The organism is Mycobacterium stomatepiae (assembly GCF_010731715.1).
In the GTDB taxonomy this organism is placed as follows: Bacteria; Actinomycetota; Actinomycetes; order Mycobacteriales; family Mycobacteriaceae; genus Mycobacterium; species Mycobacterium stomatepiae.
The window spans coordinates 3,991,563-4,018,060 of sequence record NZ_AP022587.1; the positions used below are offsets into that span (position 1 = coordinate 3,991,563).

The 26,498-nt window shown below is 65.5% G+C and carries 24 protein-coding genes and 3 tRNA genes; 11 read left to right on the forward strand and 16 right to left on the reverse strand.

Annotated elements, in window-relative coordinates; genetic code table 11:
* Nucleotides 1-4: 4 nt before the first annotated feature.
* The 3 genes from G6N54_RS18840 to G6N54_RS18850 all read right to left on the reverse strand — a co-directional run bounded on the left by G6N54_RS18840 (nucleotide 5) and on the right by G6N54_RS18850 (nucleotide 1,771).
* On the reverse strand, nucleotides 5-892 hold the full coding sequence (locus G6N54_RS18840; protein ID WP_163791395.1) for an SCO6745 family protein: 888 nt from the start codon (nucleotides 890-892) through the stop codon (nucleotides 5-7).
* Between the two features lie 28 nt (nucleotides 893-920).
* A complete protein-coding gene (locus tag G6N54_RS18845; RefSeq protein WP_163791396.1) occupies nucleotides 921-1,205 on the reverse strand; it encodes a hypothetical protein in 285 nt (94 codons plus the stop codon).
* Between the two features lie 480 nt (nucleotides 1,206-1,685).
* Nucleotides 1,686-1,771: transfer RNA gene (locus G6N54_RS18850), tRNA-Leu, on the reverse strand.
* A 254-nt stretch (nucleotides 1,772-2,025) separates the two neighbouring features.
* Between G6N54_RS18850 and G6N54_RS18855 the strand changes: the two genes are divergently transcribed.
* The 7 genes from G6N54_RS18855 to pknB all read left to right on the forward strand — a co-directional run bounded on the left by G6N54_RS18855 (nucleotide 2,026) and on the right by pknB (nucleotide 11,882).
* On the forward strand, nucleotides 2,026-3,558 hold the full coding sequence (locus G6N54_RS18855; RefSeq protein WP_163791397.1) for an FhaA domain-containing protein: 1,533 nt from the start codon (nucleotides 2,026-2,028) through the stop codon (nucleotides 3,556-3,558).
* A gap of 108 nt (nucleotides 3,559-3,666) precedes the next feature.
* The gene (locus tag G6N54_RS18860; protein ID WP_163791398.1) at nucleotides 3,667-4,134 is read left to right on the forward strand and encodes an FHA domain-containing protein FhaB/FipA; all 468 of its coding nucleotides are present in this window, start codon (nucleotides 3,667-3,669) and stop codon (nucleotides 4,132-4,134) included.
* 76 nt (nucleotides 4,135-4,210) lie between these two features.
* A complete protein-coding gene (locus tag G6N54_RS18865; RefSeq protein ID WP_232072890.1) occupies nucleotides 4,211-5,725 on the forward strand; it encodes a PP2C family protein-serine/threonine phosphatase in 1,515 nt (504 codons plus the stop codon).
* Nucleotides 5,722-7,131, forward strand: a complete 1,410-nt coding sequence (locus G6N54_RS18870; RefSeq protein WP_163791400.1) for an FtsW/RodA/SpoVE family cell cycle protein — start codon at nucleotides 5,722-5,724, stop codon at nucleotides 7,129-7,131. The genes G6N54_RS18865 and G6N54_RS18870 overlap by 4 nt, the downstream gene beginning before the upstream one ends.
* Complete coding sequence (pbpA, locus tag G6N54_RS18875) at nucleotides 7,128-8,606, forward strand: D,D-transpeptidase PbpA (protein ID WP_163791401.1); 1,479 nt, start codon at nucleotides 7,128-7,130, stop codon at nucleotides 8,604-8,606. The genes G6N54_RS18870 and pbpA overlap by 4 nt, the downstream gene beginning before the upstream one ends.
* A gap of 73 nt (nucleotides 8,607-8,679) precedes the next feature.
* On the forward strand, nucleotides 8,680-10,011 hold the full coding sequence (locus tag G6N54_RS18880; RefSeq protein ID WP_163791402.1) for a serine/threonine-protein kinase: 1,332 nt from the start codon (nucleotides 8,680-8,682) through the stop codon (nucleotides 10,009-10,011).
* Nucleotides 10,008-11,882 carry a Stk1 family PASTA domain-containing Ser/Thr kinase gene (gene pknB / locus G6N54_RS18885; protein WP_163791403.1) on the forward strand — a complete coding sequence of 625 codons (1,875 nt, stop codon included), beginning with the start codon at nucleotides 10,008-10,010 and terminating at the stop codon, nucleotides 11,880-11,882. Before G6N54_RS18880 ends, pknB begins: the two co-directional genes overlap by 4 nt.
* On the opposite strand, the gene G6N54_RS18890 is transcribed toward pknB, so the two are convergent.
* Together G6N54_RS18890 and G6N54_RS18895 are read right to left on the reverse strand one after the other, a co-directional pair.
* A complete protein-coding gene (locus G6N54_RS18890) occupies nucleotides 11,860-12,558 on the reverse strand; it encodes an aminodeoxychorismate/anthranilate synthase component II (RefSeq protein WP_163791404.1) in 699 nt (232 codons plus the stop codon). The two genes, pknB and G6N54_RS18890, sit on opposite strands and share 23 nt — an antisense overlap.
* Nucleotides 12,559-12,606: 48 nt before the next feature.
* Nucleotides 12,607-13,350 carry a DUF881 domain-containing protein gene (locus G6N54_RS18895; RefSeq protein ID WP_163791405.1) on the reverse strand — a complete coding sequence of 248 codons (744 nt, stop codon included), beginning with the start codon at nucleotides 13,348-13,350 and terminating at the stop codon, nucleotides 12,607-12,609.
* A 118-nt stretch (nucleotides 13,351-13,468) separates the two neighbouring features.
* Between G6N54_RS18895 and crgA the strand changes: the two genes are divergently transcribed.
* Together crgA and G6N54_RS18905 are read left to right on the forward strand one after the other, a co-directional pair.
* Nucleotides 13,469-13,750 (forward strand): cell division protein CrgA, encoded by a 282-nt coding sequence (gene crgA / locus G6N54_RS18900; RefSeq protein ID WP_163791406.1) that lies wholly within the window; start codon nucleotides 13,469-13,471, stop codon nucleotides 13,748-13,750.
* Nucleotides 13,751-13,905: 155 nt separating this feature from the next.
* Entirely contained in the window at nucleotides 13,906-14,331 is a 426-nt protein-coding gene (locus G6N54_RS18905; RefSeq protein WP_163791407.1) for a PH domain-containing protein, read from the forward strand.
* A gap of 25 nt (nucleotides 14,332-14,356) precedes the next feature.
* Here the strand turns inward: G6N54_RS18905 and G6N54_RS18910 are convergent, their stop codons facing one another.
* Entirely contained in the window at nucleotides 14,357-14,905 is a 549-nt protein-coding gene (locus G6N54_RS18910) for a peptidylprolyl isomerase (protein WP_163791408.1), read from the reverse strand.
* Between the two features lie 139 nt (nucleotides 14,906-15,044).
* Here G6N54_RS18910 and cwsA point away from each other — a divergent pair, with 139 nt between their 5' ends.
* Entirely contained in the window at nucleotides 15,045-15,482 is a 438-nt protein-coding gene (gene cwsA, locus G6N54_RS18915) for a cell wall synthesis protein CwsA (RefSeq protein ID WP_163791409.1), read from the forward strand.
* A 254-nt stretch (nucleotides 15,483-15,736) separates the two neighbouring features.
* Entirely contained in the window at nucleotides 15,737-15,949 is a 213-nt protein-coding gene (locus G6N54_RS18920) for an excalibur calcium-binding domain-containing protein (RefSeq protein WP_163791410.1), read from the forward strand.
* 8 nt (nucleotides 15,950-15,957) lie between these two features.
* Here the strand turns inward: G6N54_RS18920 and G6N54_RS18925 are convergent, their stop codons facing one another.
* The 10 genes from G6N54_RS18925 to dnaN all read right to left on the reverse strand — a co-directional run bounded on the left by G6N54_RS18925 (nucleotide 15,958) and on the right by dnaN (nucleotide 26,051).
* On the reverse strand, nucleotides 15,958-16,272 hold the full coding sequence (locus tag G6N54_RS18925; protein ID WP_163791411.1) for a CDGP domain-containing protein: 315 nt from the start codon (nucleotides 16,270-16,272) through the stop codon (nucleotides 15,958-15,960).
* 163 nt (nucleotides 16,273-16,435) lie between these two features.
* A tRNA-Ala gene (locus tag G6N54_RS18930) sits at nucleotides 16,436-16,508 on the reverse strand.
* 145 nt (nucleotides 16,509-16,653) lie between these two features.
* Nucleotides 16,654-16,727: transfer RNA gene (locus tag G6N54_RS18935), tRNA-Ile, on the reverse strand.
* 60 nt (nucleotides 16,728-16,787) lie between these two features.
* A complete protein-coding gene (locus tag G6N54_RS18940; RefSeq protein WP_163791412.1) occupies nucleotides 16,788-17,663 on the reverse strand; it encodes a DUF3566 domain-containing protein in 876 nt (291 codons plus the stop codon).
* 136 nt (nucleotides 17,664-17,799) lie between these two features.
* Nucleotides 17,800-20,319 (reverse strand): DNA gyrase subunit A, encoded by a 2,520-nt coding sequence (gene gyrA, locus G6N54_RS18945; protein WP_163791413.1) that lies wholly within the window; start codon nucleotides 20,317-20,319, stop codon nucleotides 17,800-17,802.
* A 41-nt stretch (nucleotides 20,320-20,360) separates the two neighbouring features.
* Nucleotides 20,361-22,394 (reverse strand): DNA topoisomerase (ATP-hydrolyzing) subunit B, encoded by a 2,034-nt coding sequence (gene gyrB / locus G6N54_RS18950; RefSeq protein ID WP_163791414.1) that lies wholly within the window; start codon nucleotides 22,392-22,394, stop codon nucleotides 20,361-20,363.
* A 268-nt stretch (nucleotides 22,395-22,662) separates the two neighbouring features.
* Nucleotides 22,663-22,941 carry a hypothetical protein gene (locus G6N54_RS18955; RefSeq protein WP_163791415.1) on the reverse strand — a complete coding sequence of 93 codons (279 nt, stop codon included), beginning with the start codon at nucleotides 22,939-22,941 and terminating at the stop codon, nucleotides 22,663-22,665.
* A gap of 198 nt (nucleotides 22,942-23,139) precedes the next feature.
* On the reverse strand, nucleotides 23,140-23,700 hold the full coding sequence (locus tag G6N54_RS18960) for a DUF721 family protein (RefSeq protein ID WP_163791416.1): 561 nt from the start codon (nucleotides 23,698-23,700) through the stop codon (nucleotides 23,140-23,142).
* Nucleotides 23,697-24,851, reverse strand: a complete 1,155-nt coding sequence (gene recF / locus G6N54_RS18965) for a DNA replication/repair protein RecF (protein WP_163791417.1) — start codon at nucleotides 24,849-24,851, stop codon at nucleotides 23,697-23,699. Before recF ends, G6N54_RS18960 begins: the two co-directional genes overlap by 4 nt.
* Nucleotides 24,852-26,051: a DNA polymerase III subunit beta gene (gene dnaN, locus G6N54_RS18970; RefSeq protein WP_163791418.1), complete on the reverse strand. Its 1,200-nt coding sequence runs from the start codon at nucleotides 26,049-26,051 to the stop codon at nucleotides 24,852-24,854.
* Between the last annotated feature and the right edge of the window lie 447 nt (nucleotides 26,052-26,498).

Here is a 26,498-nt window from a genome sequence, read left to right on the forward strand (position 1 = left end):
AACCTCAGCCCAGGTGCGCGCTGGCGTCGTATAATTCTGTGCGGCGCAATGCCATTGGGGTTGCGGAGGGAACATCGCCGCCTTCGACCACCACCCGGGTGATCGGTGTGAGCGCTTGGAACAGCGTCTCTACCTCATCGTCGCTCAGGGCGTCGAGCGCTGACAGCCCCAGCGCGTCGGTGCTCGCTTCGACGCGGTCCTTCAGTTCGGCGCCGGCGGCGGTGAGCGAGCCGTCGTCGTTGAGCAGTCCTCGCTCGGCCAGCCGCTGCTCGTGGTGGCGCCACTCGGTTTCGTCGTAGTCGCGGGTGCGGGCGATGTAGTCGCGCGGGACGCGGTCCGCCGCGGCGTGCAACACATTGCATTCCCGGCCCGAGATGCCCGCGGCGGTCAATACCGCCACGTGGCCGTCGCCGCGGTGCTCGCGTAGCAGCGTGGTGGCATGCCAAAGCGCGCCGAGCGGATTGTCCGGCCACGGCAGTGCGAGGTTGGCGGCGAACAACGGTCGCCCGTCGACGCCAGCCTGACGCGCCGCCTTTCCCGCCAATTCCGCTGCAGTGCTGGCGTTTTCGTCGTCTTCCAACCCGTAGCGGCGCAGCGCGGCCACCGCTGCGTCCCGCCGTGCGCGCAACGCGGCGTCCGGACCCGCGATCTGCCATGCCGCCGGCAATGCCTTGGCGACGCGTTGGGGGGCGAAGTTGTGGAAGATCGCGGTCACCAGCTCGGGCGACGGCGTGCCCAGCGGGGCGGACCGGGCTGCGAAGTAGCCCATCCAGTACCCCCGGTATGCCAGCTCGTCGAGCGCCGCCCGCGCCTCCGGCGCGAAATATGTCACCGCGTGCACCGGCTCGAATCGGTCGTAGAACCGTCGCGCCAGCTCTGGTTTTCTGGGCACGCTTGCAGTTAACCACTGCTGCTAGACGTCAGCGAGCTTGCTCCAGATTGCCCGGCATAATTCCAGGTGAGCACAGTTGAGCTGGTCCATTTGTCAGGATACGTTCATTCCGGCGATCGGCTTCGATGCGTTCACCGGTCCGATTCTGGCATTGAATCTTGTTGGAAGACAGGGTATTCGGCTGGCTGACGCCTGCGCTGAGGGTGTCCGCGCGTTCCTGGGCATAGCCAACCACGGCTTCCCGAATTTCTTTATGATCACCGGACCGTTGACCCCGGCGGCGTTCTTTACGCACCCACTTGGGGTAGAACATGGCGTGGATTTTCGTCGCCGAACTCCTGGCTGACATGCGCAAGTGTGGCCACGGTGCGACCGAAGCGCAGGCAGCGGCCGAGCCGCAGTGGGTGGGCCTCAACAAAAGAAGTTGCGGCGTCGCTGCTCGGGCAGGCCAACTTGTATTACACGGGCGCAAACATTCTCGGCAAACCCAGCCGGATGCTCGTCTACCTAGGCGGGGACCGGCTACCAACGGCGATGCGGCAAAGAGCGGCGCCTTGGATACCTCGGCTTTGCCTTCAGTCCAGCGCAGGTGTCGGACGAATCAACCGGGGCGCAGCACGCTGCGTCGTAGTGAAGGTCCGTGTCGTCGTGTCGGACATCCACCCGTTCCCGCGACATCGTCGGCCAATCGGCGGAGTCGATCTGCGCCGCATCAACAACCAGTATCAAGTCGGCCCAGGATTATTGGCGGGCACCAACAGGTAAACCCCGGCTCTGAGCCGGGGCACTGCTGTGGTGGGCGAAGGGGGACTTGAACCCCCACGTCCCGAAGGACACTGGCACCTGAAGCCAGCGCGTCTGCCATTCCGCCACTCGCCCGGGGAAAACAACCGATGGACCATATCACTGTAGTGGCCATTCACCCTAACCGCGCCCGTCGCGGGGCGGGCCTCCGAAAAGCCGGCTGCTGCGCCTCGGATCGGGGTTGACCAGCATGGATGCGATTCACAGAATTCTCACGGTGACGCAGCCTCGCCGTGTCCCGATACCATGCATGAGTGACGCGACACGCGGGCAAGTCGTTTGCCTTTCGCCGGCGATTTACCGCGACAAGTGCGGGCGAGCGCTGAAGCATGGGTAGCCAAAGGGGGCTGGCCGCCCGGATCGAGCGCAAGCTCGAGTCGACCGTCGGCGACGCATTTGCCCGGATGTTCGGGGGATCGATTGTCCCCCAAGAGGTTGAGGCGATGTTGCGCCGGGAAGCCGAAGACGGCCTGCGACCGCTTCACGGAAATCACCTTTTGGCGCCCAACGAATACGTCATTACCCTCGGTGTGCACGACTTCGAGAAGGTGGGCGCCGATCCGGTTGTCACCTCGCGCGCTTTCGGCAGATACCTGGCCGACTACATCCACGAACAGGGGTGGGAAACGTATGGTGATGTCGTCGTTCGGTTCGAGCAATTGCCGAACCTGCGTACCGGACAGTTTCGCGCCCGCGGCGCTGTCAACCCCGATGTCGAGCCCCGCTCGAAGGTCAGCGAACCCGCCCGGCCACAATCAAAACAGCCGTTCAGCGCAGAACCAGGAGTACCACCAATGACTGACTACTCGAGCAACCGCGGTCAGGGGCAGGGGCGTCCCGGCGACGAGTATTACGACGAGCGCTATGGGCGTCCGCAAGACGACCAGCGTGGCGGCCAGGAGCCGCAGGCCGGACCCGACCCTCGCGGGGGATACCCGGAGCAGGGCGGCTATCCGGAGCAGGGGGGCTACCAAGACCAGCGCGGCGGCTACCCCGAGCAGGGCGGCTATCCGCCGCAGGGTGGTTACCCCGGTCAGGGCGGCTACCCGGACCAAGGTCGTGGCGGCTACGCCGAGCAGGGTCAGGGCTACCCGCCGTCGTACGAGCAGCGTCCGCCAGCCGGTGGCGGCTATGGCGCTCAGGGCTACGACCAGGCCGGACAAGGTTACGACCAGGGCTACCGCCAGGGTGGCTACGGGCAGCCCGGCGGGGGCCAGGCCTACGGCGGCGGTTACGGCGAGTACGGTCGCGGGCCAGCTCGTCCCGAAGAGGGCGGCTACCCACCCGCAGCCGCGCCCGAACAGCAGCGGCCGTCCTACCCCGAGCAGCCGGCCGGCGGATACGACCAGGGCTACCCGCAAGGTGGCCAGGGCTACGGCGGCCAGCAGGAGTACGGCGGCGGGGATTACACGCAGTACGCGGAGAACGTCCCGGCCGGTGGCTACGGTCCAGGAGCCGGCGGTGCATACCCCGAGACCGCTCACCGCGATTACGAGCACGGCCAGCAGGCTGACTATGGCCAGCAGGCCGGCGGCGGCTACGGCGGTTACGGGCAGGGTGGCTACGGGTCCGCCGGAACGGCGGTCACGCTGCAGCTCGACGACGGTAGCGGCCGGACCTACCAGCTGCGTGACGGCTCCAACATCGTCGGGCGCGGGCAAGACGCGCAGTTCCGCTTGCCCGACACCGGTGTGTCACGGCGCCACCTGGAAATCCGCTGGGACGGACAAGTCGCGCTGCTGTCGGACCTCAACTCCACCAATGGCACGACCGTGAACAACGCGCCGGTACAGGAGTGGCAGTTGGCCGATGGCGACGTGATCCGTTTGGGCCACTCGGAGATCATCGTTCGGATCCACTGAACGCACCGGCCGTAAGCTGCCGAGCTTCGCCCCGCGTCGATCGCCCTCCAAGTATCGTGACGTTGCTTGGTTTCATGAGGTGCGGCGCCAGGACGGAAAGGACGCCAGATGCAGGGACTGGTACTGCAGCTGACGCGTGCCGGATTTTTAATGCTGTTATGGGTATTCATCTGGTCTGTTCTCCGGATCTTGAAGACTGACATCTACGCACCAACCGGTGCGGTCATGGTGCGCCGCGGTTTGGCGTTGCGCGGCACGTTGCTGCCGTCCCGCCAGCGCCGCCATGCCGCCCGCTATCTGGTGGTGACCGAAGGAGCGCTGGCAGGTGCACGCATCACGCTCAGCGGGCAGCCGGTGTTGATCGGACGTGCGGACGACTCGACGCTGGTGCTGACCGACGACTACGCCTCGACGCGGCACGCCCGGCTGTCTCAGCGCGGCTTGGAATGGTACGTCGAGGATCTAGGATCGACCAACGGTACTTACCTTGACAGGGCGAAGGTGACCACTGCGGTACGAGTTCCAATCGGAACGCCGATTCGGATCGGCAAGACGGCAATCGAGCTGCGCCCATGACCCGCGACGGCGATGATGATGCCGGCATAACCGGGGTCGGGGGACCCTCACCCACTCGCGGGGAAGAGTGGCGCCCGTGACTCTGGTCCTGCGATATGCCGCCCGCAGCGATCGCGGCTTGGTACGCGCCAATAACGAAGACTCGGTCTATGCCGGCGCTCGACTGCTGGCCCTAGCCGACGGCATGGGTGGCCACGCGGCCGGCGAGGTGGCCTCCCAGTTGGTGATCGCCGCGCTGGCGCACCTCGACGACGACGAACCCGGCGGCGACCTGCTGGCCAAGCTCGATACGGCGGTGCGCTCCGGTAATTCGGCGATCGCCGCCCAAGTAGAGATGGAGCCCGACCTCGAGGGGATGGGCACCACCCTGACCGCAATCCTGTTCGCGGGCAACCGTATTGGGCTCGTGCATATCGGAGACTCGCGCGGCTATCTGCTCCGCGACGGAGAACTGACCCAGATCACCAAGGACGACACCTTCGTCCAGACCTTGGTCGACGAAGGACGCATCACCAAGGAAGAGGCGCACAGCCATCCGCAGCGATCGCTGATCACGCGGGCCCTGACGGGTCACGAGGTCGAGCCCACGTTGACGATGCGCGAAGCCCGCGCCGGTGATCGCTACCTGCTCTGCTCGGACGGGCTGTCCGATCCGGTCAGCGACGAGACCATCCACGAGGCACTGCAGATTCCCGACGTCGCCGAAAGTGCCTACCGCCTCATCGAATTGGCGCTGCGCGGCGGCGGTCCCGACAACGTGACGGTCGTGGTGGCCGATGTCGTCGACTACGACTATGGCCAGACCCAGCCGATTCTGGCCGGTGCGGTATCCGGCGAAGAAGACCAACTCACCCTGCCCAACACCTCGGCGGGCCGAGCTTCGGCTATCGGCCCCCGCAAAGAGGCGGCCAAACGCGTTGTGCCACAAGAGGAGCCGGCACCTCGGCCGCGCTTCGCATGGCGGCGGATGTTTATCGTCGTAACCCTGGTGGTGCTGCTGGCGCTCACCGGCCTGGCCGTCGGGCGAGCGATCATCCGGAGCAACTATTACGTCGCCGAATACAACGGCATGGTGTCGATCATACGGGGCATTCAGGGCTCGCTACTGGGCATGTCGCTACACGAGCCCTACTTGGTGGGCTGTTTGAACGCACGCAACGACTTATCGATCATCAGCTTCGGCCAATCCGGTGGCCACCTCGACTGCCGGCTGATGCAATTGGAGGATCTGCGCCCCGCCGCTCGCGCCCAGGTGTTGGCCGGACTCCCGGCCGGGACACTCGACGAGGCCGAATCCCAGTTGAAGGAATTGTCGGCGAATAACCTGCTGCCCCCCTGCCCGCCGCCCCGAGCGACCTCGCCGCCCGCGCCCCCGAGCCCGGTGACGAGCGGGGCCACACCGCCGAGCGCCACAGCACCCCCCACCCCTTCCAGCGGCACCCCACCCACCAGTACGCCCGCAAACCCCGGCCCTGTCAGCACCACTCCAGCAGCGCCCGCGACTACGTCGCCCACGACTCCTCCCCAGACGGTGACTACGCTCCCGCCACTTCCACCTCAGCCGGGCATCGACTGCCGGGCGGCTGCATGACCACGCAGGTCCAACCGCCGGTCACGCTCGCGCCGTCGCTGCCGACTCGGCGCAACTCCGAGCTGCTGTTGCTGTGCTTCGCCGCGCTGATCACCGTCGCCGCGCTGCTGATCGTCGATGCCAACCAGGAGCGCGGCCTACGCTGGGGCATCGCCAGCTACGGGCTGGGATTCCTGGCCCTGTTCGGAGGCGCGCACCTGGCCATTAGACGGTTCGCCCCGTACACCGACCCGTTGCTGCTGCCAATTGTGGCGCTGCTCAACGGACTTGGCTTGGTGATGATCCACCGGCTGGACCTTGTCGGCAACGAGCTCAGCGGCCGTCATCACCCCAGCGCAACCCAGCAGGTGCTGTGGACCCTGGTCAGCGTCGCCGCGTTCGCGCTCGTCGTCACCTTCCTCAAAGACCACCGGCAGCTGGCGCGCTACGGCTACATCTTCGGGCTCACGGGGCTGATCTTCTTGGCCATCCCCGCCATTTTGCCGGCCACCTTGTCGGAGCAGAACGGCGCCAAGATCTGGATTCGCTTGCCGGGCTTCTCGATTCAGCCCGCCGAGTTCTCCAAAATTCTGCTGCTGATCTTCTTCTCCGCAGTGCTGGTCGCCAAGCGCAGTCTGTTCACCAGCGTCGGCAAGCACCTGATGGGGATGACCCTGCCGCGGCCGCGGGACCTCGCACCGCTGTTGGCGGCGTGGGTGATCTCGATCGGTGTGATGGTCTTCGAAAAGGATCTCGGCACTTCGCTAGTGCTCTACGCGTCGTTTCTGGTGGTGGTCTACCTGGCCACCCAACGCTTCAGCTGGGTGGTCATCGGGCTGGTGCTGTTCGCCGCGGGAAGCGTTGTCGCGTACTTCATTTTCGCGCATGTACGGACTCGGGTGCAGATGTGGTGGGACCCGTTCTCCGATCCCGACGGCAGCGGCTATCAGATCGTGCAGTCGCTGTTCAGCTTTGCTACCGGAGGTATCTTCGGCACCGGTCTGGGCAACGGCCAGCCCGACACGGTGCCGGCCGCCTCCACCGATTTCATCATCGCCGCGTTCGGTGAAGAGCTTGGATTAGTGGGGCTGGCGGCCCTTCTGATGCTGTACACGATCGTCATCGTCCGGGGCATGCGTACCGCGATCGCGACCCGAGATAGTTTCGGCAAGCTGCTGGCCGCGGGCCTGGCCTCGACGCTGGCGATCCAGCTGTTCATCGTCGTCGGCGGTGTCACTCAGCTCATTCCGCTGACCGGGCTCACCACACCGTGGATGTCTTACGGCGGATCCTCACTGCTGGCCAACTACGTGCTGTTGGCCATCCTGGCGCGCATCTCGCATAGCGCCCGACGCCCGTTGCGATCCCACACGCGCGATACGTCGCCGATCGCGACGGCCGGCACCGAGGTGATTCAGAAGGTATGAACACCTCTCTCCGCCGGATCTCGATGACCGTGATGGCGCTGATCGTGCTCCTCCTTCTCAACGCCACCATGACGCAGGTGTTCGCCGCCGACGGGCTGCGGGCCGACCCGCGCAACCAACGCGTCCTGCTCGACGAATACTCGCGCCAGCGCGGCCAGATCATCGCGGGCGGCCAGCTGCTGGCCTACTCGGTGGCCACCGACAGCCGGTTCCGTTTCCTGCGGGTGTACCCCAACCCCGCGGTGTACGCCCCGATCACCGGCTTCTACTCGTTGCGGTATTCCAGCTCCGGCCTGGAACGCGCCGAGGATTCGCTGCTGAACGGCTCCGACGAGCGACTGTTCGGACGCCGGCTGGCCGACTTCTTCACCGGCCGGGATCCCCGCGGTGGCAATGTCGACACCACGATCAACCCCCGGATGCAGCAGGCCGCCTGGGACGCGATGCAGCAGGACTGCGGCGGGCCGCCGTGCAAGGGAGCCGTGGTGGCCCTGGAGCCATCCACCGGCAAGATTTTGGCCATGGTGTCCTCGCCGTCGTATGACCCCAACCTGCTCTCGTCGCACGACCCCGAGGTGCAGGCGCAGGCGTGGCAGCGGCTGCGCGACGACCCGGACAACCCGCTCACCAACCGCGCGATCTCGGAGACCTACCCACCCGGTTCGACGTTCAAGGTGATCACCACCGCGGCGGCGCTGCAGGCCGGTGCCAAGGACGACGAGCAGCTGACGGCGGCGGCCACGATCCCGCTGCCCAACAGCACCGCCACCCTGGAGAACTACGGCGGCACGCCGTGCGGCGACCAACCGACCGTCTCGCTGAGCGAGGCCTTCGCCAAGTCGTGCAACACCGCGTTCGTCCAGCTGGGCATCCTCACCGGGTCGGAGGCCCTGCGCAGCATGGCGCATTCGTTCGGCCTGGACAGCAGCCCGGGCGTCATTCCGCTTCAAGTCGCGGAATCGACGGTTGGGATAATCGCGGATGCCGCCGCTCTCGGGATGTCTAGCATCGGACAGAAGGACGTAGCGCTGACCCCGCTCCAGAATGCGGAGATCGCCGCGACCATCGCGAACGGCGGCGTGACGATGCAGCCTTACCTGGTCGAGAGCCTCAAGGGACCGGACTTGGCCAACATCAGCACGACTGCGCCCTATCAGCAGCGCCGCGCGGTATCGCCGCAGATCGCCGCTAAGCTGACAGAGCTCATGGTCGGTGCCGAGAAGGCTGCACAGCAGAAAGGGGCCATTCCCGGCGTGCAGATCGCATCAAAGACCGGTACCGCAGAGCATGGCGCCGACCCGCGGAACACTCCGCCGCACGCGTGGTACATCGCGTTCGCGCCCGCGCAGTCGCCGAAGGTTGCCGTGGCGGTGCTCGTGGAGAACGGTGCCGACCGCCTTTCGGCCACCGGCGGTGCGCTCGCGGCACCGATCGGGCGGGCCGTCATCCAGGCCGCATTGCAGGGGGGCCCATGAGCTTCCGCAGGCGAGCGCAGGTGAGGATCGCAGCACGGAACGTGCGAGGACTGAAGCGTGCGGGAGGCAAGCCATGAGCCCCCGAGTTGGAGTGACGCTGTCGGGCAGGTACCGGCTGCAGCGCCTGATCGCCACCGGCGGCATGGGCCAGGTGTGGGAGGCGGTGGACAGCCGGCTGGGCCGTCGCGTGGCGGTCAAGGTCCTCAAGGCGGAGTTCTCCCAGGACCCCGAGTTCATCGAGCGGTTCCGCGCCGAGGCGCGCACCACCGCGATGCTCAACCATCCGGGAATCGCCGCCGTGCACGACTACGGCGAAAGCCAGATGGACGGCGAGGGCCGCACCGCCTATCTGGTGATGGAGTTAGTCAACGGTGAGCCGCTGAACTCGGTGCTCAAACGCACCGGCCGGCTGTCGCTGCGTCACGCGCTGGACATGCTCGAGCAGACGGGCCGGGCGCTGCAGATCGCGCATGCCGCCGGGCTGGTACACCGCGACGTCAAACCGGGGAACATCCTGATCACCCCGACCGGGCAGGTGAAGATCACCGACTTCGGTATCGCCAAGGCCGTCGACGCCGCGCCGGTCACCCAGACCGGCATGGTGATGGGCACCGCCCAATACATCGCGCCCGAGCAGGCGCTGGGCCACGACGCCACCCCGTCCAGCGACGTGTATTCACTGGGAGTTGTTGGCTACGAAGTGGTTTCGGGTAAGCGTCCGTTCACCGGTGACGGCGCCTTGACGGTCGCGATGAAGCACATCAAGGAGCCCCCGCCGCCGCTGCCGCCCGAGCTTCCGCCCAATGTGCGCGAACTCATCGAGATCACGCTGGTGAAGAACCCCGGCATGCGCTATCGCAGCGGGGGGCCGTTCGCCGACGCCGTGGCCGCCGTGCGCGCCGGCCGCCGTCCCCCACGGCCCAGCCAGTCACCGCCGCCCGGACGGGCCTCGCCGGCGGCCATTCCATCGAACCCACAGACCCGGTCCGCCGCCGCGGTCAGTCCCCGTACTGCCGCGCCGCGTCGCTCCCAGCCGACGACGAGCCGCCGCCAGCCGCCGGCCCGGCGCACCTTTTCGTCGGGTCAGCGCGCGCTGCTGTGGGCCGCGGGGGTGCTGGGCGCGCTCGCGATCATCATCGCGGTGCTCATCGTGATCAACTCCCGCGGCGACAACCCACAGCAGCAACCTCCGCCCCCGACCGTCACCGACACCGGGACGCCGCCGGCCAACGGGCCCCCGCCGGCCAGCAAGACACCGAGCGGTTCGGCCCCGAGTTTGCGGCTGGATTGGACGGATCGCGGCGGGATAAGTAATTCTGGATTCCACAGCAGGCCACCCGAACTGAGCTGGGCTACCCCCTTGACGCCCAGCCTGTCGACGGCCCGACACGAGACACCGCAATGACCACCCCGCAGCACCTGTCCGACCGATACGAACTGGGCGACATCCTGGGTTTCGGCGGCATGTCCGAGGTTCACTTGGCCCGCGACGTCCGCTTGCATCGCGACGTCGCGGTGAAGGTGCTGCGCGCAGATCTTGCCCGCGACCCGAGTTTTTATTTGCGTTTCCGTCGCGAGGCCCAGAACGCCGCGGCGCTGAATCACCCGGCCATCGTGGCGGTCTACGACACCGGCGAGGCAGAAACACCCGCCGGTCCGCTGCCCTACATCGTCATGGAGTATGTCGACGGCGTCACGCTGCGCGACATCGTGCACAACGACGGACCCCTGCCGCCGCGCCGCGCGATCGAGATCATCGCCGACGCCTGCCAGGCCCTGAACTTCAGCCACCAAAACGGCATTATCCACCGCGACGTCAAACCCGCGAACATCATGATCAGCACCACCAATGCGGTCAAGGTGATGGACTTCGGCATCGCGCGCGCAATCGCCGACAGTGGCAACAGCGTCACCCAAACCGCGGCCGTGATCGGTACTGCCCAATACCTTTCGCCGGAACAGGCTCGCGGCGATTCCGTCGACGCCCGCTCCGATGTCTACTCGCTGGGCTGCGTGCTTTACGAAATGCTCACGGGGGAACCACCTTTCACCGGAGACTCACCGGTTTCGGTTGCCTACCAACATGTCCGCGAGGACCCGGTGCCTCCGTCGAAGCGGCACGCCGGCATTTCCCCGGACCTGGACGCCGTCGTGCTCAAGGCGCTGGCCAAGAACCCGGACAACCGGTATCAGACCGCGGCCGAGATGCGCGCCGACCTGGTTCGGGTACACAACGGAGAACCGCCGGAGGCGCCGAAGGTGTTCACCGACGCCGAGCGGACCTCGATGCTCACGTCCGTCGGTCCGGGGCACAGTCCGCGCACCGACCCGCCGCGCCAGCGCCTGGCCGACGCCGATCCCGATCGGATGGGCGGTCCGGTCGGTCGCTGGGTTGTCGCGGTCGCCGTGCTGGCGGTGCTGACGATCGTCGTGGTCATCGCGTTCAACACGTTCGGCGGCTCCACCCGCGATGTGCAGGTGCCCGACATGCGCGGCCAAGTATCCGCGGATGCCGTTGCCGCCCTGCAGAATCGAGGCTTCAAGACGCGCACGCTGCAGAAGCCCGACTCGTCGATCCCGCCCGACCACGTCATCAGCACCGATCCCGGCGCCAACGCGTCGGTGGCGGCCGGCGACGAGATCACGATCAACGTCTCGACCGGACCCGAGCAACGCGAAGTGCCCGACGTGTCCTCGATGAGTTATTCCGACGCCGTAAGCAAGCTGAAGGCTGCCGGGTTCACCAAGTTCAAGCAGGCGAACTCGCCGTCGACCCCAGAGCTGCTGGGCAAGGTGATCGGCACCAACCCGCCCGCGAATCAGACATCGGCGATCACCAACGTGATCACCGTGATCGTGGGCTCCGGGCCCGAGACCAAGCAGGTCCCCGACGTCGCGGGCCAGACCGTCGACATCGCGCAGAAGAACCTCACGGTCTACGGCTTTACCAAGCTCACCCAGACGGCGGTGGACAGCCCTCGCCCGGCCGGCGAGGTGATCGGCACCAATCCGCCTAAGGGGCAGACGGTTCCGGTGGACTCGATCGTCGAGTTGCAGGTGTCGAAGGGCAATCAATTCCTGATGCCCGACCTGACCGGCATGTTCTGGACCGACGCCGAACCGCGGCTACGCGCGCTGGGCTGGACCGGGGTGCTGGACAAGGGCGCCGATGTCGACGCCGGTGGCTCTCAGTCCCACAAAGTGGTGTACCAGAATCCCCCGGCCGGTGCCGGGGTCAACCGGGATGGAATCATCACGCTGAAGTTCGGTCAGTAGCCGCGGGATCGGCCGGGAAATACGGCCGCACCGCGGAACGAACCTCGTTCTCCAACCGGCGGATCAGGGTGTCGTCGCGCAACCACCCGCAGTAGGCCAGCCAGTTGGCCAGCATCCGGTGCCCGCCCTCGGTGAGGAGCGACTCCGGGTGGAACTGCACACCGTGGATCGGTAGCTCGGTGTGGCGCACGGCCATGATGACCCCGCTGCGGGTATGGGCCGTCGCCTCGAGCACCGGCGGCAGCGATTCCGGCAGGATCGTCAGTGAGTGGTATCGAGTCGCCGTAAACGGGTCCGGAAGTCCTTGTAGCACACCGACATTGGTGTGGTGAACACTGCTGGTCTTGCCGTGCAGGAGTTCTGGTGCACGGTCGACGGTGGCGCCGAACGCGACGCCGATGGCCTGGTGCCCAAGACAGACACCAAGCAGCGGGGTGGCCGCTGCTGCGCACGCCCGGACCAGATCGATCGACGCGCCCGCACGTTCCGGGGTACCCGGCCCTGGGCTCAGCAGCACGCCGTCGAACTGCGTGGCGATGGCGGCATGCCCACCTGGGGGGTCGAGGAGCCTGGCGTCGTCGTTGCGCCACACGTCAGCCTCGACTCCGAGTTGCCCCAAATACTGCACGAGGTTGAACACGAAGCTGTCGTAGTTGTCGACAACCAGGATCCGCATCGTGTCAGGTTACCGCCCGGCCGAGCGTCGGGCCTGCTCAGTGGGTCCTCAGTAGCCGACGGGGCCGGCCGGCTGCGCGAAATGCATGCGGACCGGTTCGGAGTGCCCGACGAGCTGCACGTCGGGCTTGGCGTCCTCGTGGTAGCCGAGCCCGAATCGGACGACGTACTGCCTGTACAGAATCACCAGCGGAGCGGCGGCCAGTGCCGCCTGCATGGCCGCGGCATTGCCGATCGCGGTGATCGTGTACGGCGGGCTGTAGGTACGCCCATTGAGCAGGAGCGTGTTGCCCACGCAGCGCGGCACGGACGTCGCGATGATCCGCTGATCCTGCATCTGGACCGCCTCGGCGCCGGCGCTCCACAGGGCGTTGAGGACGGCCTGGATGTCTTGCTGGTGCACCACCAGGTCGTCGGGAGAGGCATCGCGTGGGAAGCGGCCGTTGGCGTCGCGCTGGGCGTCGTCAAGTGTCACCACCAGGCCCGGCCCATGGACCGGGGTCATGTCCGCGCCGGCGGCCAGCTCGGCCGACCGCCGCAGCATGGCCGCCAGCGCAGCATCCGAAGACCGCAGATGCGTCGAGTCGATTTTGCCGGCCAGCTCGTCGCGCTCGGCCTTCAGGCGACTCACCGAGGCTTGCGTCTCGCGGACCAGGTCGACCAGCCGCGGCGCGTCACTGCGACGGATCTCGGCGCCGCCGGATACCCCGTGCGTGGCGGCCAGCAGCAGCCCCGCCAGCAGGCAAACCAACGGGACACCGAAGCGCCAGGGTGACCGGTGGGTCTGGGTCATCGAGTCTCCAATTTCCTGGTCGAGGGACCAGATGGGTTAATCTCGTAGCCAAGTCCTGCGTGTAGCTGTAACCGCTATCGTTGCACCCCGTCCCACTCACCGTGATCTCGAGGTAATCATGCCTAAGTCCAAGGTCCGCAAGAAGAACGACTTCACCGTCAGCGCGGTTAGCCGGACGCCGGTGAAAGTGAAGGTCGGACCGTCCAGCGTGTGGTTCGTCACTCTGTTCGTGGGTCTGATGCTGATCGGCCTCGTTTGGCTGATGGTGTTCCAGTTGGCGGCCGTCGGAAGCCAGGCCCCGACCGCCCTGCACTGGATGGCGGAACTGGGTCCGTGGAACTACGCGATCGCGTTCGCTTTCATGATCACCGGCTTGTTGCTCACGATGCGCTGGCACTAACCAAGATCAAATGGCGAATGAATTCATCTTGGGGTCGGTCCGCCGTTAACTCAGCAACCTTGTGAGCACCCAATCACACGCGTGTGATTTATCCCCACTGTTAATAGCTGATGTGGATAACTGCATCGACAGTGGTGGGAGGGGCTAAGGGCAGCATGCAGCAAACACAGTGGGAACCGCGCGCTGCGGGAGTCGCTGGTTGTGGCCTCGGCGGGTTGTTCATGGCTATCGCCAGTGTGACCCTAGTCACAGACCCCCCGGGGCGCGTTCTGGTGGGGATTGCCGGGGCGGGTCTGCTGTTGTTTGCGGGCGCGACGTGGCGCGCGCGACCGAAGCTGGCAATTACCCCCACCGGATTGGTGATGCGGGGATGGTTCCAGACGCAGGTATTGCAGCACGACGACATCAAGATCATTCGGATTACCGAGTTCCGCCGCTTCGGGCGCAGGGTGCGCTTCCTCGAAGTGGAAACGGCCGGCGACAGCCTGGTGCTGTTCTCCCGCTGGGACCTCGGCACCGAGCCACTCGAGGTGCTCGACGCGCTCACCGACGCCGGCTACGCCGGTCGAAACGACGCCTAGCTGGCCGGCGTATCCGGGAAACGATCTAGGAGATCGTGATCGACTCGATGACGACAGGGTCGGTCGGACGGTCGTTGCCGTCGGTGGACGTCGTCGCGATCGCGTCGACCACCTTCTGCGAGTCGGGTTCGGTCACCTCGCCGAAGATGGTGTGGCGCCGGTTCAGGTGCGGCGTCTGCCCGACGGTGATGAAGAACTGTGAGCCGTTGGTGCCCGGACCCGCGTTGGCCATCGCCAGCAGATAGGGCTTGTCGAATTGCAGCTCCGGGTGGAACTCGTCGGCGAACTGGTAGCCCGGGCCACCGCGGCCGGTGCCCGTCGGGTCGCCGCCCTGGATCATGAAGCCCTGGATCACTCTGTGAAAGACCGCGCCATCGTAGAACGGACCGGAGGGGCTACCCGACGCGTTTTGGGTCGAGTACTCCTTGGTGCCCTGCGCCAGGCCAACGAAGTTGGCGACGGTCTTCGGCGCGTGGTTTCCAAACAGGGCGATCTTGATGTCGCCGCGGTTGGTGTGCAGTGTGGCAGTGGCAGTCTGATTCGGGCTGTTGGTCACGACACCAGAGTCTGCCATTGCCCGCGGGCCCGCCCGCACCGGGTGTCGCTCGGCGTAGTTCGGTGCCGAAAATCCAGCCGTCGCGCGGCAATAGGCACGCCGGTGTTTTTAAGGTGGCAGTCTGTAGGTTCCACGGCCCGGCACAGAAAGGTGTCAGATGAACGCGCAGGCGGAATCCCAGCTGACCCCTAGGCAGCGACTATCCCGCGGCTTGAGTTACTCGGCGCTGGGACCGGTGGACGTCACCCGCGGTGTCATTGGGCTGGGGGCGGATTCCGTGCGGTCGACGGCCGCGGAGTTGCGGCGCCGGTACCGCGAAGGCCAACTGGCGCGTGAGATCGCCGCGGCGCAGGAATCGATCGCCCAGGAGTTGGCCGCAGCGCAAGAGGTGGTTTCGAGCCTGCCGCAGGCGCTCCAGGATGCGCGCAAATCCCGGCGCCGCCGGGGCAAGCGCCCGCTCCTGATTGCGGGAGCCGCCGTCGTCGTGCTGGCCGGCGGTGCGGCCGCATTCAGCATCGTGCGGCGCTCAACCCGCCGCGCCAACCCCGAGCCGTCGCTGCGGCCGCCCAGTGTGGACGTGCAGCCGCGGCCCTGAGGCCGGCGCGACGGGCCGTCGAGAACGCTGTGGGCCCGCCTTAGCGTTTCGGCCACGGGCCGTCGGTTCGGTGCTGTCGGTCACGGGATACGGCGAACGGCACAACCAACACCGCAGTACCAACGCGGTTCTGCCTTTCGGTGTTGTTGTGCGCCTGAGGAACTCGCCTCAGACGTTGCGCATCCGGCCAATTTCACCTCGCGGCCGTGCTTCTCACCGTAATCTCGTAGCCCGCACGGAAAGGCGGTGAGCACATGGAGATGCGCGCCTTGGTGGCCGCGTTGGCCACGGTTGCAGCTGGGCTCGGCATCGGCATCGTCGTCGCGCCCGCGGCGCAGGCAGACCCGCCGTGTGCCAATTGCAAGGCGGCCGCGGCAGACGGCCGCTACAACATCCCGCGCGGTGATCCCGCCTACCAGCAAAAGCTAGACCGGGACAACGACGGCATCGCCTGCGAATCCCACTAAACGACTATTCAGTCGTCGATGTGGTTCGGTGGCTGCCCGAGCGGAACGGGCTGCGCCGGGTCAACCGGGTAACAATCCGGCGGCGGGGTGACGTCCTCGATCACGCCCCGGCCGCCGTAGACCGGGTAGCTGGGCGCCTGGTGGCACCGCTCCCAGATTCCGTTCGGGCCTACGGGTTTGTCGCAGTAGGACTCTCCCGGGATAAGCGTGGTCTGACAGCCCGCCGAGGCAGGCGGAGCCATTGCGATTCCAATTGCGATTCCGCCGATCGTTAATGCTGCTCCCAGCGACGCGGCACCGGCGACCCGCGCTGATTTCATCATGAGCCGCACGATACAGCTAATGATATGGCCGCGCCCGCCGGGTCACTGTGTGTCGAGCAGCAAATGAACGGGGCGCAAACCACCGGAAGGCTGAAGACCAACATCCGTGGAGGAGTAGGTAATTCGGCGCCACGGCCGGAATTTCGATCGCGCTGCCGATTTGTGGAGCCTAGGGGAATCGAACCCCTGACACCCGCCTTGCAAAGGCGGTGCTCTACCAACTGAGCTAAGGCCCCTCTTGCCGGTCGACGGGTGCGGGATCAACCGCCGCCACGTGCCAGACTTCGACCCCGCGCCTTGACCGCACCACCGCCGCGCCCAAGGCAATCAGGGCCAACGGCAATGCAAGTCTCACACAACGTATTGACGGACACATGGTTGTGGGCCTAGGAGGACTCGAACCTCCGACCTCTTCGTTATCAGCGAAGCGCTCTAACCGCCTGAGCTATAGGCCCGTACTCGCGTACAGCCGAGCGACAAGATTACCGCAATCGCCGCCCCACCCCAAACCTGCACTAATCCCGGTCGGCCAACGTGACTTCGATCCCGCCGATCAGGTCGGTCGTCAGGTTGTAGACGAACGCGCCGATCGTGGCCATCGCCGTCAGCAAGACGATATTCACCAGGCCGATCAGGACCGCGCCACCAAAGATCGTGCCACTCGAGACCAGTTCTCCACTGCTGCCGCTGGTGTTGTTCAGCAGATCACCGACGTTGCTATTGAGCTTGGCCCACACGCCCATGCCGCCGAGCACGAGGTAGAGGAACGCGACCGCGATCATCCAGACGAAGAACAGCGCCACCGAAAGCATCAGGGACACCTTCAAGGTGCTCCACGGGTCGATCCTTCGGACCTGCATGCTGGCCCGAACCGGGCCGCCTCGCCGACGCGACACCTGAATCAGGCTGTCCCGGTTCTCGCGGGATTCGGTCGCCGTTGAGCGCCCGGCGCCCGACGGTTGCGATGACTCCGAGCTGCGCTCCGGGTTGGTGCTGCGCTGCGATCCGCGCGGAATGCCTCCGGACAGGTCCGGCAACTCGCTGGCGTAGGCCTCGGGCGCGGGCCCGTCACCGCGGCTGGGCGCGTCGAAGTCGTCCCGCCGCGACGGAGCCGGACCGCTGCCGCCGGAAGTGAAGCGGTTCACGCGGACGTCGACACCGGACGACGGCCCCTGCGGCCGGGCCTCGGTCGACGGTTCGCTCGGCCGGTTGCCGGGGTTGGCTGCCCGGGCCGCGCCGCGCTGCCACGGCGGAGAATCCCCGCCACCCTCCTTAGGACGACCCGCCTGGATCGGCGTCCCCCGCGGTTGTGCACCGGCACGCTCGGCCGAAACATCGCCGTTCTGGCTGTCGCCCTTCTTGGGGGCGCCCGGCTCGCTCGGTGAGGTCACCGGTGACTCCTTACCTCTGCTGCCTCGGCCCCCGCTCGGTGGCCCGCGCATTGTCTCTGGTCGGGCTGAGTCTAATTGCCCGCGTCCGATGCCAGTCCTTTGGCAGGCAACTGCCTTGGCCCGCACCCCGGCGGGGCTAGCTCTGCGACTCCTCGGCTCCGCCGTTTTCCGTGATGTCGTCGTCGGCGCTTTCCTCGGCGTTGCGGGCGATGGCCAACAGCGTGTCGCCCTCACCCAGGTTCATCAAGCGAACGCCCTTGGTCTGGCGTCCGGCCTTACGGACCTGGCGCGCCGCGGTGCGGATGACGCCGCCACCCGACGTGATCGCGTACAACTCGCTGTCGTCGTCGACAATCAACGCCCCAACCAGACTGCCACGCCTGCGGTCGTACTGAACGGTCAGAACTCCCTTGCCGCCGCGCCCCTGCACCGGGTACTCCTCGATCGCTGTGCGCTTGGCGTAGCCACCGGCCGTGGCGACAAGCAGGAACATGCCCTCCTGCACCACATTCAGCGACAGCAGCCGATCGTCCTCGTTGAACCGCATGCCCTGCACACCGGACGTGGCCCGGCCCATCGGTCGCAGCGCCTCGTCGGTCGCCGAGAATCGGATGGACTGCCCGTTGGCCGAAACCAGGAGCAGATCCTCCTCGGCCGAGCAGAGCACGGCACCGACTAGCTCGTCACCATCGCGCAGGTTGACGGCGACGATGCCACCCGAACGGTTGGAGTCGAAGTCGGTCAGTTTCGACTTTTTGACCAGACCGTTCTTGGTGGCTAACACCAGGTATGGCGCGTCCTCGTAGCTGCGGATCTGGATGACCTGCGCGATGCGTTCCTCGGGCTGGAAGGCCAACAGGTTGGCGACGTGTTGCCCGCGCGCGGTCCGGGATGCCTCCGGCAGCTCGTATGCCTTCGCCCGGTACACCCGCCCCTGCGTGGTGAAGAACAGGATCCAGTCGTGCGTCGACGACACGAAGAAGTGCGCGACGATGTCGTCCTGCTTGAGCCCGGCGCCCTGCACGCCCTTGCCGCCGCGTTTCTGGCTGCGATACAGGTCGGTCTTGGTGCGCTTGGCGTAACCGGTTTCGGTGATCGTGACGACGACGTCCTCGCGCGCGATCAGATCCTCGTCGTTGACGTCGCCGTCGGCCGCGATGATCCGGGTTCGCCGTGCGTCGCCGTGCTTCTCGACGATCTCGGCGAGCTCGTCGTGCACGATGCCGCGCTGCCGTTCCGGCTTGGCCAGGATGTCTTCCAGGTCGGCGATCTCGGCTTCGATCTTGGCCAGGTCGTCGACGATGCGTTGACGCTCCAGGGCGGCCAGCCGGCGTAGCTGCATGTCCAGGATGGCCTGGGCCTGGATTTCGTCGATATCGAGCAGCTCGATCAACCCGGCCCGGGCGATGTCGACGGTTTCCGACGCCCGGATCAACGCGATGACTTCGTCCAGCGCGTCGAGCGCTTTGACCAGACCGCGCAGAATGTGGGCCCGCTCGTTGGCTTTTCGCAACCGATAGGTGGTGCGCCGGATGATCACATCGAGTTGGTGTGCGACGTAGAAGCGGATCATCTGGTCCAGGCGCAGCGTGCGCGGCACACCGTCGACGATGGAGAGCATGTTGGCGCCGAAGCTGGTCTGCAGCTGGGTGTGCTTGTAGAGGTTGTTCAACACCACCTTGGCGACGGCGTCGCGCTTGATCTCGACGACGATCCGCAGCCCGACCCGATCGCTGGACTGGTCTTCGATGTTGGAGATCCCGGCCAGTTTGCCGTCGCGGACCTGCTCGGCGATCGACGTGATGAAGTTGTCGTGGTTGACCTGATACGGCAACTCGGTGATAACCAGCGAGGTCCGGCCGCGCGAATCCTCTTCTACCTCAACAACTCCGCGCATCCGAATGGAGCCGCGTCCGGTGGTATAGGCGTCGTGGATCCCTTGCGAGCCAACGATCAGACCATGGGTGGGGAAGTCCGGGCCCTTCACCCGCTCGCAGACCGCGGCGAGGGTGGCCTCCTCATCGGCCTCGTGATTGTCCAGGCACCAAAACACCGCCTCGGCCAGCTCACCCAGGTTGTGCGGCGGGATGTTGGTCGCCATGCCGACGGCGATGCCGCCCGAACCGTTGGCCAGCAGGTTGGGGAACCGGCTTGGCAGAACGGTCGGCTCTTGTACCCGTCCGTCGTAGTTGGGGATGAAATCGACTGTCTCCTCATCGATTTCGCGCAGCATCTCCATCGCCAACGGCGTCAGCCGCGCTTCGGTGTACCGCATCGCGGCCGGCGGGTCGTTACCCGGCGAGCCGAAGTTGCCCTGCCCGTCGACCAACGGGTACCGCAGCGACCACGGCTGCGCCATCCGGACCAGGGTGTCGTAGATCGACGCGTCACCGTGCGGGTGGTAGTTACCCATCGTTTCCGCGACCGACCTCGCCGACTTGGCGTGGCTGCGGTCCGGGCGGAACCCGGAGTCGTACATGGCGTAGAGAACCCGGCGGTGCACCGGCTTGAGGCCGTCGCGGACCTCCGGCAACGCGCGGCCCACGATCACGCTCATCGCGTAATCGATGTAGCTACGCTGCATCTCTTGCTGAATGTCGACCGGTTCGATGCGGTCGACGGAGTCGTCACCCGGGGGCAGCGTGGTGTCAGTCATGTAGTCCTCGTTCGTCGGTCAACGGTGGCCGGTCTGATTACTCAGACGTCCAGGAAGCGGACGTCTTTGGCGTTGCGGGTGATGAAGCTGCGGCGCGCGTCGACGTCTTCGCCCATCAGGATTGAGAACAGTTCGTCGGCGGCGGCGGCGTCGTCGAGGGTGACTTGGCGCAGCACCCGCACGGTGGGGTCCATCGTGGTTTCCCACAACTCCTTGGCGTCCATCTCGCCTAGACCCTTGTAGCGCTGGATACCGTCGTCCTTGTTGATCTTCTTACCGGCCTTGGCCCCCGCCTCGAGCAGGCCATCGCGTTCGCGGTCGGAGTAGGCGAATTCGGGGTCCGAGCGCTGCCATTTGAGCTTGTAGAGCGGCGGTTGAGCCAAGAACACGTGGCCGTGTTCGATCAGTGGGCGCATGAACCGGAACAACAACGTCAACAACAGCGTCGAGATGTGCTGGCCGTCGACGTCGGCGTCGGCCATCAGCACGATCTTGTGATAGCGCAGTTTGGTGATGTCGAATTCGTCGTGGATGCCGGTGCCCAGCGCGGTGATGATCGCCTGGACTTCGGTGTTCTTCAGGACGCGGTCGATGCGCGCCTTTTCCACGTTGATGATCTTGCCGCGCAGCGGCAAGATCGCCTGAAACATCGAGTCGCGCCCGCTTTTGGCCGAACCGCCGGCCGAATCACCTTCGACCACATACAGTTCGGACTTGCGTGGATCCGTCGAACGGCAGTCGGCCAGCTTACCGGGCAGCCCACCCAGATCGGTCGCACTCTTACGACGCACCAACTCCCGCGCCTTACGCGCGGCGATGCGGGCCTGTGCCGACGACACCGCTTTGTTCACAACGGTTTTCGCCTCGGAAGGGTTGGCTTCAAACCAGTGTGTGAGCTGTTCGTTGCAGATCTTCTGGACAAACGACTTGACTTCGGTGTTACCCAGCTTCGTCTTGGTCTGGCCCTCGAACTGCGGTTCGCTGACCTTGACCGAGATCACCGCGGCCAGCCCTTCGCGGATGTCGTCGCCGGTGAGGTTGGCGTCCTTTTCCTTCAGCAGCTTCTTGTCTTTGGCGTACTTGTTCACCACCGACGTCAGCGCACTGCGGAAGCCCTCCTCGTGGGTGCCGCCCTCGTGCGTGTTGATCGTGTTGGCGAAGGTGTGCACCGACTCCGAATATCCACCGTTCCACTGCATCGCGATCTCGACCTCGTGGCCGGTGCCCTTGCCTTCGAAATCGATGATGCTCTGCTGAATTGGACTCTTGGTGCGGTTGATGTGCTTGACGAAGTCGACCAGGCCGCCCGGGTAGTGGAACGTCCGCTGCTTGACCTTGTGCGACACCGTGGATTCGGCGGCCTTTTCTTCGGCGGTCTTGGGCGCTTCGGCGGTGTCGCTGACGACGTCGTCGACCACCTCTTCCCGAGAGACTCGCTCGTCGGTGAGGTGGATGGTCAATCCCTTGTTCAGGAATGCCATTTCCTGCAGCCGGCGTGCCACCGTCTCGAAGTCGTAATCGGTGGTTTCGAAGATGTCCGGGTCGGCCCAGAACCTGATCGTGGTGCCCGTCTTCTTCGCGGCCTCGCCCTGTTTGAGGGTTCCGGGTACGGCGTGGTCGTAGTACTGCGACCACTCGTGCCCGTCACGCTTGATATCGACCTCGAGGCGGGTCGACAGCGCGTTTACCACCGACACACCCACGCCGTGCAGACCACCACTGACGTTGTAACCGCTGTTTTCGCCGCCGAATTTTCCACCCGCGTGCAGCTGGGTCATCACCACGTCGACGGTCGGCGCGCCGGTGGCGTGCATGGCTACCGGAATACCACGTCCGTCGTCGGCGACCTCGACGCTGCCGTCGTCTAGCAGGCGGACATCGACCTGGGTGGCGTAACCGGCCATCGCCTCGTCCACCGAGTTGTCGACCACCTCCCAGACCAGGTGGTGCAGGCCTCGCTCGCCGGTAGACCCGATGTACATGCCGGGGCGTTTACGGACGGCCTCCAGGCCTTCGAGCACGGTGATCGCTGACGCGCCGTATTCGTCTTGCGCCTTCTTCTTCTGGGCAGCCACGGTCGGAATGCTCTCCTCGGGGTTTCATGCGGGCGGATCCAGTCACCGCAGCAGTCGCATCAGTCCACTCTACCGTCATCGGGGGTCTGGACAGATTTTCTGGGCACGTTTCCACCTATCTGGACGCGCCGTGCGCTTATTTTCTCTATTGACACCGCGTCCGGACGTGCGCGGTGGGGGTCCGTTTCGTTCTCGCGGATCTGAGGGGGCGAACATTTACGTCTTGTTGACGGCATGTTGCCGGCGTCGGCTTGACCCAGGCGGAGGACTAACTAACCGAATCCAGCGGTATCGGCGGGCTGATGAGTCGGAAGCCCGATTGGCTGCGTTCCATGAACCGAGGCTCGAATATGCCCTGGATCTGCCCGCCGTCGAACTCGCCCGAAAGCACCAAGTGGTCCTTGTCCGGCTGGATAGCACGCAGGACAACCTGGGCTGAATCCGACCCGGGCTTGCGCAGCTCCAAGCGATCCCCGTCGATCTTGAGCAACCACGAGGTTGTGTAGCCCGCCGGCAACAAAATCACGCCACCAACGACGATTAGCATTCCACCACCGATGGTGAAAAGCAATCTGAAACCCAAGCTTTTGGAGCGGCGTCCACGGGACGGCTTCAACCGGATCTGCTGTTTGCGTGGCTGGAACCGGCAAGTACGCCGCGCTAGACACGGCAGTTAGAGTATGCGATCCACGTCTCCGGGATGTGACGAAGCAACGTCAATCTAAGCGCCCATCCCAACGTTGTGTCAGCCGTACGTGTCGCGCGGACCTCGCCCGGAGATGTGTCGAGGCCCTTTCCGCCAAGAAGGAGCGGCCGGCCCGGTGATTTTCAGCGACGTCACCACCCCATTGCCCACCGCAGCCGCGATCTTCGCCAACAGCTGTGCCTGAATCATCCGCAATTGGGTGGCCCAAGCGGTGGATTCGGCCGCCACGCTGAGCACACCTTCGCTCAGCGCGGTCGGGGTGGCGTGATCGGCTATCTGTTGGCCCACCACCGAAGCCCAGTGGCCGAGCACCGTGCCTTCGGCGACACGTCCCGACCAGCCGCGCTTTTTCGCCAGGTCGCGGGCGACCCTTCCCATCGGTTGCGGATCCCGAACGTCGGGTCCCGGACCCGACCAGCTGCGCCGCTGCCCGGTGACGCGCCGCGGGACGGCATTACTTCCGCGCCCGCGCCCCGCGTCCTTGCCCTGCGCGCGCGCCGCGGCGCGCGCCTCTTCGAGGGTGCGGCGGACCAAGTCGATACCGCTGAGCCCACTTGGTATTCCGGCGGGTGCCGCGTCCGACTCGTCGTCGCCGGTCATGGTTGCATCACCGAAACCCGACCGGTGTCATCGTCTTGCAAGTCGATGTGCACCCGTCTAGCGTCCCAGCCCACCGGGATATCTTCCAGTACCGCCGCGGTTACCAATACCTGTTCCGCGGATTCCGCCACGGTGGCCAAGGCGCGGCGGCGGGCGGCGTCGAGTTCGGCGAACACGTCATCGAGCAACAACACCGGCTCGCTGCCGTCCGCACGAAGTAACTCGTAGCCGGCCAGCCGCAACGCGATCGCAAACGACCACGACTCGCCGTGGCTGGCAAAGCCTTTCGCCGGTTGATCACCCAGGCGCAGCTCCAAGTCGTCGCGGTGCGGGCCCACCAGACATACCCCGCGTTCCAGTTCGGCGCCGCGGCGTGCCGCGAGTGCGGCCAACATCGCGGCTTCCAAAAACTCACGGTCGGTGCCCGCGTCGTCGGAGCCCAAACCGTCGATGCTGGTTCGGTAGTTGATCGACGCCGGGCGTGAACCAGGGGCCAGCAGCTGGTACGCCTTCTCCACCTCCGGGGCCAGCTGATTCACCAAATCGATACGGGCAGACATCAATTCGGCACCATGCTCGGCTAGCCGGCTGTCCCACACATCGAGTGTGTCCAACGCGCCCTGGTCACCTCGATACCGCGATCCGGCCAATGACTTCAACAGTGCGGTCCGTTGCCGCAGCACCTTGTCGTAGTCCGCGCGCAGCGCAGCGACCGCCGGCCGGCGCACCGTCGCCAAATCATCGAGATAGCGGCGCCGGTCCGCCGGATCCCCGCGGACCAATGACAGATCCTCCGGAGCAAAGAGCACCGCACGCAATACCCCGATCACCTCCCGGGTACTGCGCACCGGCGACCGGTTCAACCGGGCCTTGTTCGCCCGGCCTGCGGCAATCTCCAAATCGATCGCGCATTCCCGGCCCTCGTTGACCACGATCGTCGAAACCACCGCGCGATCCGCGCCCGACCGGATCAACGGCGCATCGGTTCCGACCCGATGTGAACCCAAGGTAGTCGAATACCACAGTGCCTCAACCAAATTCGTCTTCCCGAAACCGTTGGGACCGACGAATACCGTCCGGCCCTGTTCGAGCTCGAGGTCGGCTTGTGCCCAGGACCGAAAATCACGCAGCCCCAAATGCCGGACGTACACCTATCCGGGCAACCGAACTGGCATCAACAGGTAGACGTAGTCCGTGGGTAACGCGGAGAACGGACCATTACCCGTCGGGTGACTGTCCTCGTCGAATGCCGGACGCAGCAACGCCGGCTTGCCCGGGGTAGTGAAACCGAACGACACCCGATCTGCCTTCACCGAGCTGAGCCCGTCGGTCAGATACGTCGGGTTGAACGCGATCGTCAACGGCTCACCCGCGAAGTCAACGGCAAGTTCTTCCTCGGCGCGGCCGACGTCGTCGGCGCCGGCCGAAAGTCGCAACGCGCCTTCCGTGAATTCCATGCGGACCTGCGCACCGCGGTCCGCCACCAACGCCACCAGCTTGATGGCCTCGGCCAGCTCGGCCACGTTGATCGTCGCGACCGCGGTGTGCTCGGCCGGCAACAACTGGCGGAATTTCGGGAACTCCGCGTCGAGCAGTCGCGTGGTGCTGCGCTTGCCATTGCCGCTAATCCCGAGCAGCCCGTCCTTGCCTACTCCCGTCCCGGCGCCCAACGACAACCGGACCTCCGAACCGTCGGTCCCTGTTTTGGCGGCTTCGGCCAGAGTCTTGGCCGGAACCAGCACCGCCGCCTCGACGTCCGGTGACAACGCCGACCATGTGAGCTCACGAACCGCGAGCCGGAACCTATCGGTCGCGGCCAAAACCACCTTCTCACCCGAGATCTCGACCCGGATGCCGGTCAGCATCGGCAACGTGTCATCCCGGCCGGCCGCAATCGCGACCTGGCCGATCGCCTCGGCGAACAGATCCGACGACAAGCTGCCGGTCTCTTCCGGCAGCGTCGGCAGCGTCGGGTAATCCTCGACCGCCATCGTCGGCAACGAAAACTTCGCACTGCCGCACGTCAGCGCGACGCGATTCCCGTCGACGTAAAAGTCGATCGGCTTGTTCGGCAATGCCCGAGTGATATCTGACAACAGCCGTCCCGACACCAAAACACTTCCAGGAGAAGCTATTTCGGCTGCGATCTGTGCCTCTGCGGAAACTTCGTAGTCGAATCCCGAGATGGTCAAGCCTTCATCGGAGCCGGTCAACAGCACACCGGACAGCACGGGCACCGCCGGACGGCTCGGCAGATTCTTCGCGACCCACGACACCGCGTCGGCAAAAGATTCTCGGACCAGGCGAAACTTCAGATCGGTGAGACCAGCACTTGTCGTCGCCACGTCCATAGCGTCCCTTCACCTACCAAAGTTCACAAACCGGCGGCCGGCTTTCGGCCCTGCTAGCCGCGACGCCCACAACGGGAGTCGAATCACAACCGTAGAGCTTCTGCGCCCATCTTGAAAGCTAATGGCGAAGGCCGACAAGCCGAGTGGAGGCGAGCTTGCCAGGCGCTGTGCAGCCCCGCGTCCCCAAACCTGTTCTTCAAAGAAGAAATGACGAAGAGATCTCAGTACCAGTATTAAGGCCTGTGCATTCTGGGGACAGATCGGGCTCGGTGCAGCTAGCGCGGCGATCGGCTTGTGGATGACACAGTTGGTAACTGTGCAGCCGGTGTTGGGCCGTTGGGGATGGTCCGGAGGTGTGCACGTCGGCGCCGATCGGTGCACTGTTGTTTGGCACGTTTGTACACAATGCTGCGCACACCGTCGGACTGTGACTGGAGTTACAGACGG

Coding starts and splice junctions, on each gene's coding strand:
- G6N54_RS18845 (WP_163791396.1), bottom strand. CDS start 1,205: ATGTTCTACCCCAAGTGGGTGCGTAAAGAACGCCGCCGGGGTCAACGG.
- G6N54_RS18855 (WP_163791397.1), top strand. CDS start 2,026: ATGGGTAGCCAAAGGGGGCTGGCCGCCCGGATCGAGCGCAAGCTCGAG.
- G6N54_RS18860 (WP_163791398.1), top strand. CDS start 3,667: ATGCAGGGACTGGTACTGCAGCTGACGCGTGCCGGATTTTTAATGCTG.
- G6N54_RS18870 (WP_163791400.1), top strand. CDS start 5,722: ATGACCACGCAGGTCCAACCGCCGGTCACGCTCGCGCCGTCGCTGCCG.
- pbpA (WP_163791401.1), top strand. CDS start 7,128: ATGAACACCTCTCTCCGCCGGATCTCGATGACCGTGATGGCGCTGATC.
- G6N54_RS18880 (WP_163791402.1), top strand. CDS start 8,680: ATGAGCCCCCGAGTTGGAGTGACGCTGTCGGGCAGGTACCGGCTGCAG.
- pknB (WP_163791403.1), top strand. CDS start 10,008: ATGACCACCCCGCAGCACCTGTCCGACCGATACGAACTGGGCGACATC.
- G6N54_RS18890 (WP_163791404.1), bottom strand. CDS start 12,558: ATGCGGATCCTGGTTGTCGACAACTACGACAGCTTCGTGTTCAACCTC.
- G6N54_RS18895 (WP_163791405.1), bottom strand. CDS start 13,350: ATGACCCAGACCCACCGGTCACCCTGGCGCTTCGGTGTCCCGTTGGTT.
- crgA (WP_163791406.1), top strand. CDS start 13,469: ATGCCTAAGTCCAAGGTCCGCAAGAAGAACGACTTCACCGTCAGCGCG.
- G6N54_RS18905 (WP_163791407.1), top strand. CDS start 13,906: ATGCAGCAAACACAGTGGGAACCGCGCGCTGCGGGAGTCGCTGGTTGT.
- G6N54_RS18910 (WP_163791408.1), bottom strand. CDS start 14,905: ATGGCAGACTCTGGTGTCGTGACCAACAGCCCGAATCAGACTGCCACT.
- cwsA (WP_163791409.1), top strand. CDS start 15,045: ATGAACGCGCAGGCGGAATCCCAGCTGACCCCTAGGCAGCGACTATCC.
- G6N54_RS18920 (WP_163791410.1), top strand. CDS start 15,737: ATGGAGATGCGCGCCTTGGTGGCCGCGTTGGCCACGGTTGCAGCTGGG.
- G6N54_RS18925 (WP_163791411.1), bottom strand. CDS start 16,272: ATGATGAAATCAGCGCGGGTCGCCGGTGCCGCGTCGCTGGGAGCAGCA.
- gyrA (WP_163791413.1), bottom strand. CDS start 20,319: ATGACTGACACCACGCTGCCCCCGGGTGACGACTCCGTCGACCGCATC.
- G6N54_RS18955 (WP_163791415.1), bottom strand. CDS start 22,941: ATGCTAATCGTCGTTGGTGGCGTGATTTTGTTGCCGGCGGGCTACACA.
- G6N54_RS18960 (WP_163791416.1), bottom strand. CDS start 23,700: ATGACCGGCGACGACGAGTCGGACGCGGCACCCGCCGGAATACCAAGT.
- dnaN (WP_163791418.1), bottom strand. CDS start 26,051: ATGGACGTGGCGACGACAAGTGCTGGTCTCACCGATCTGAAGTTTCGC.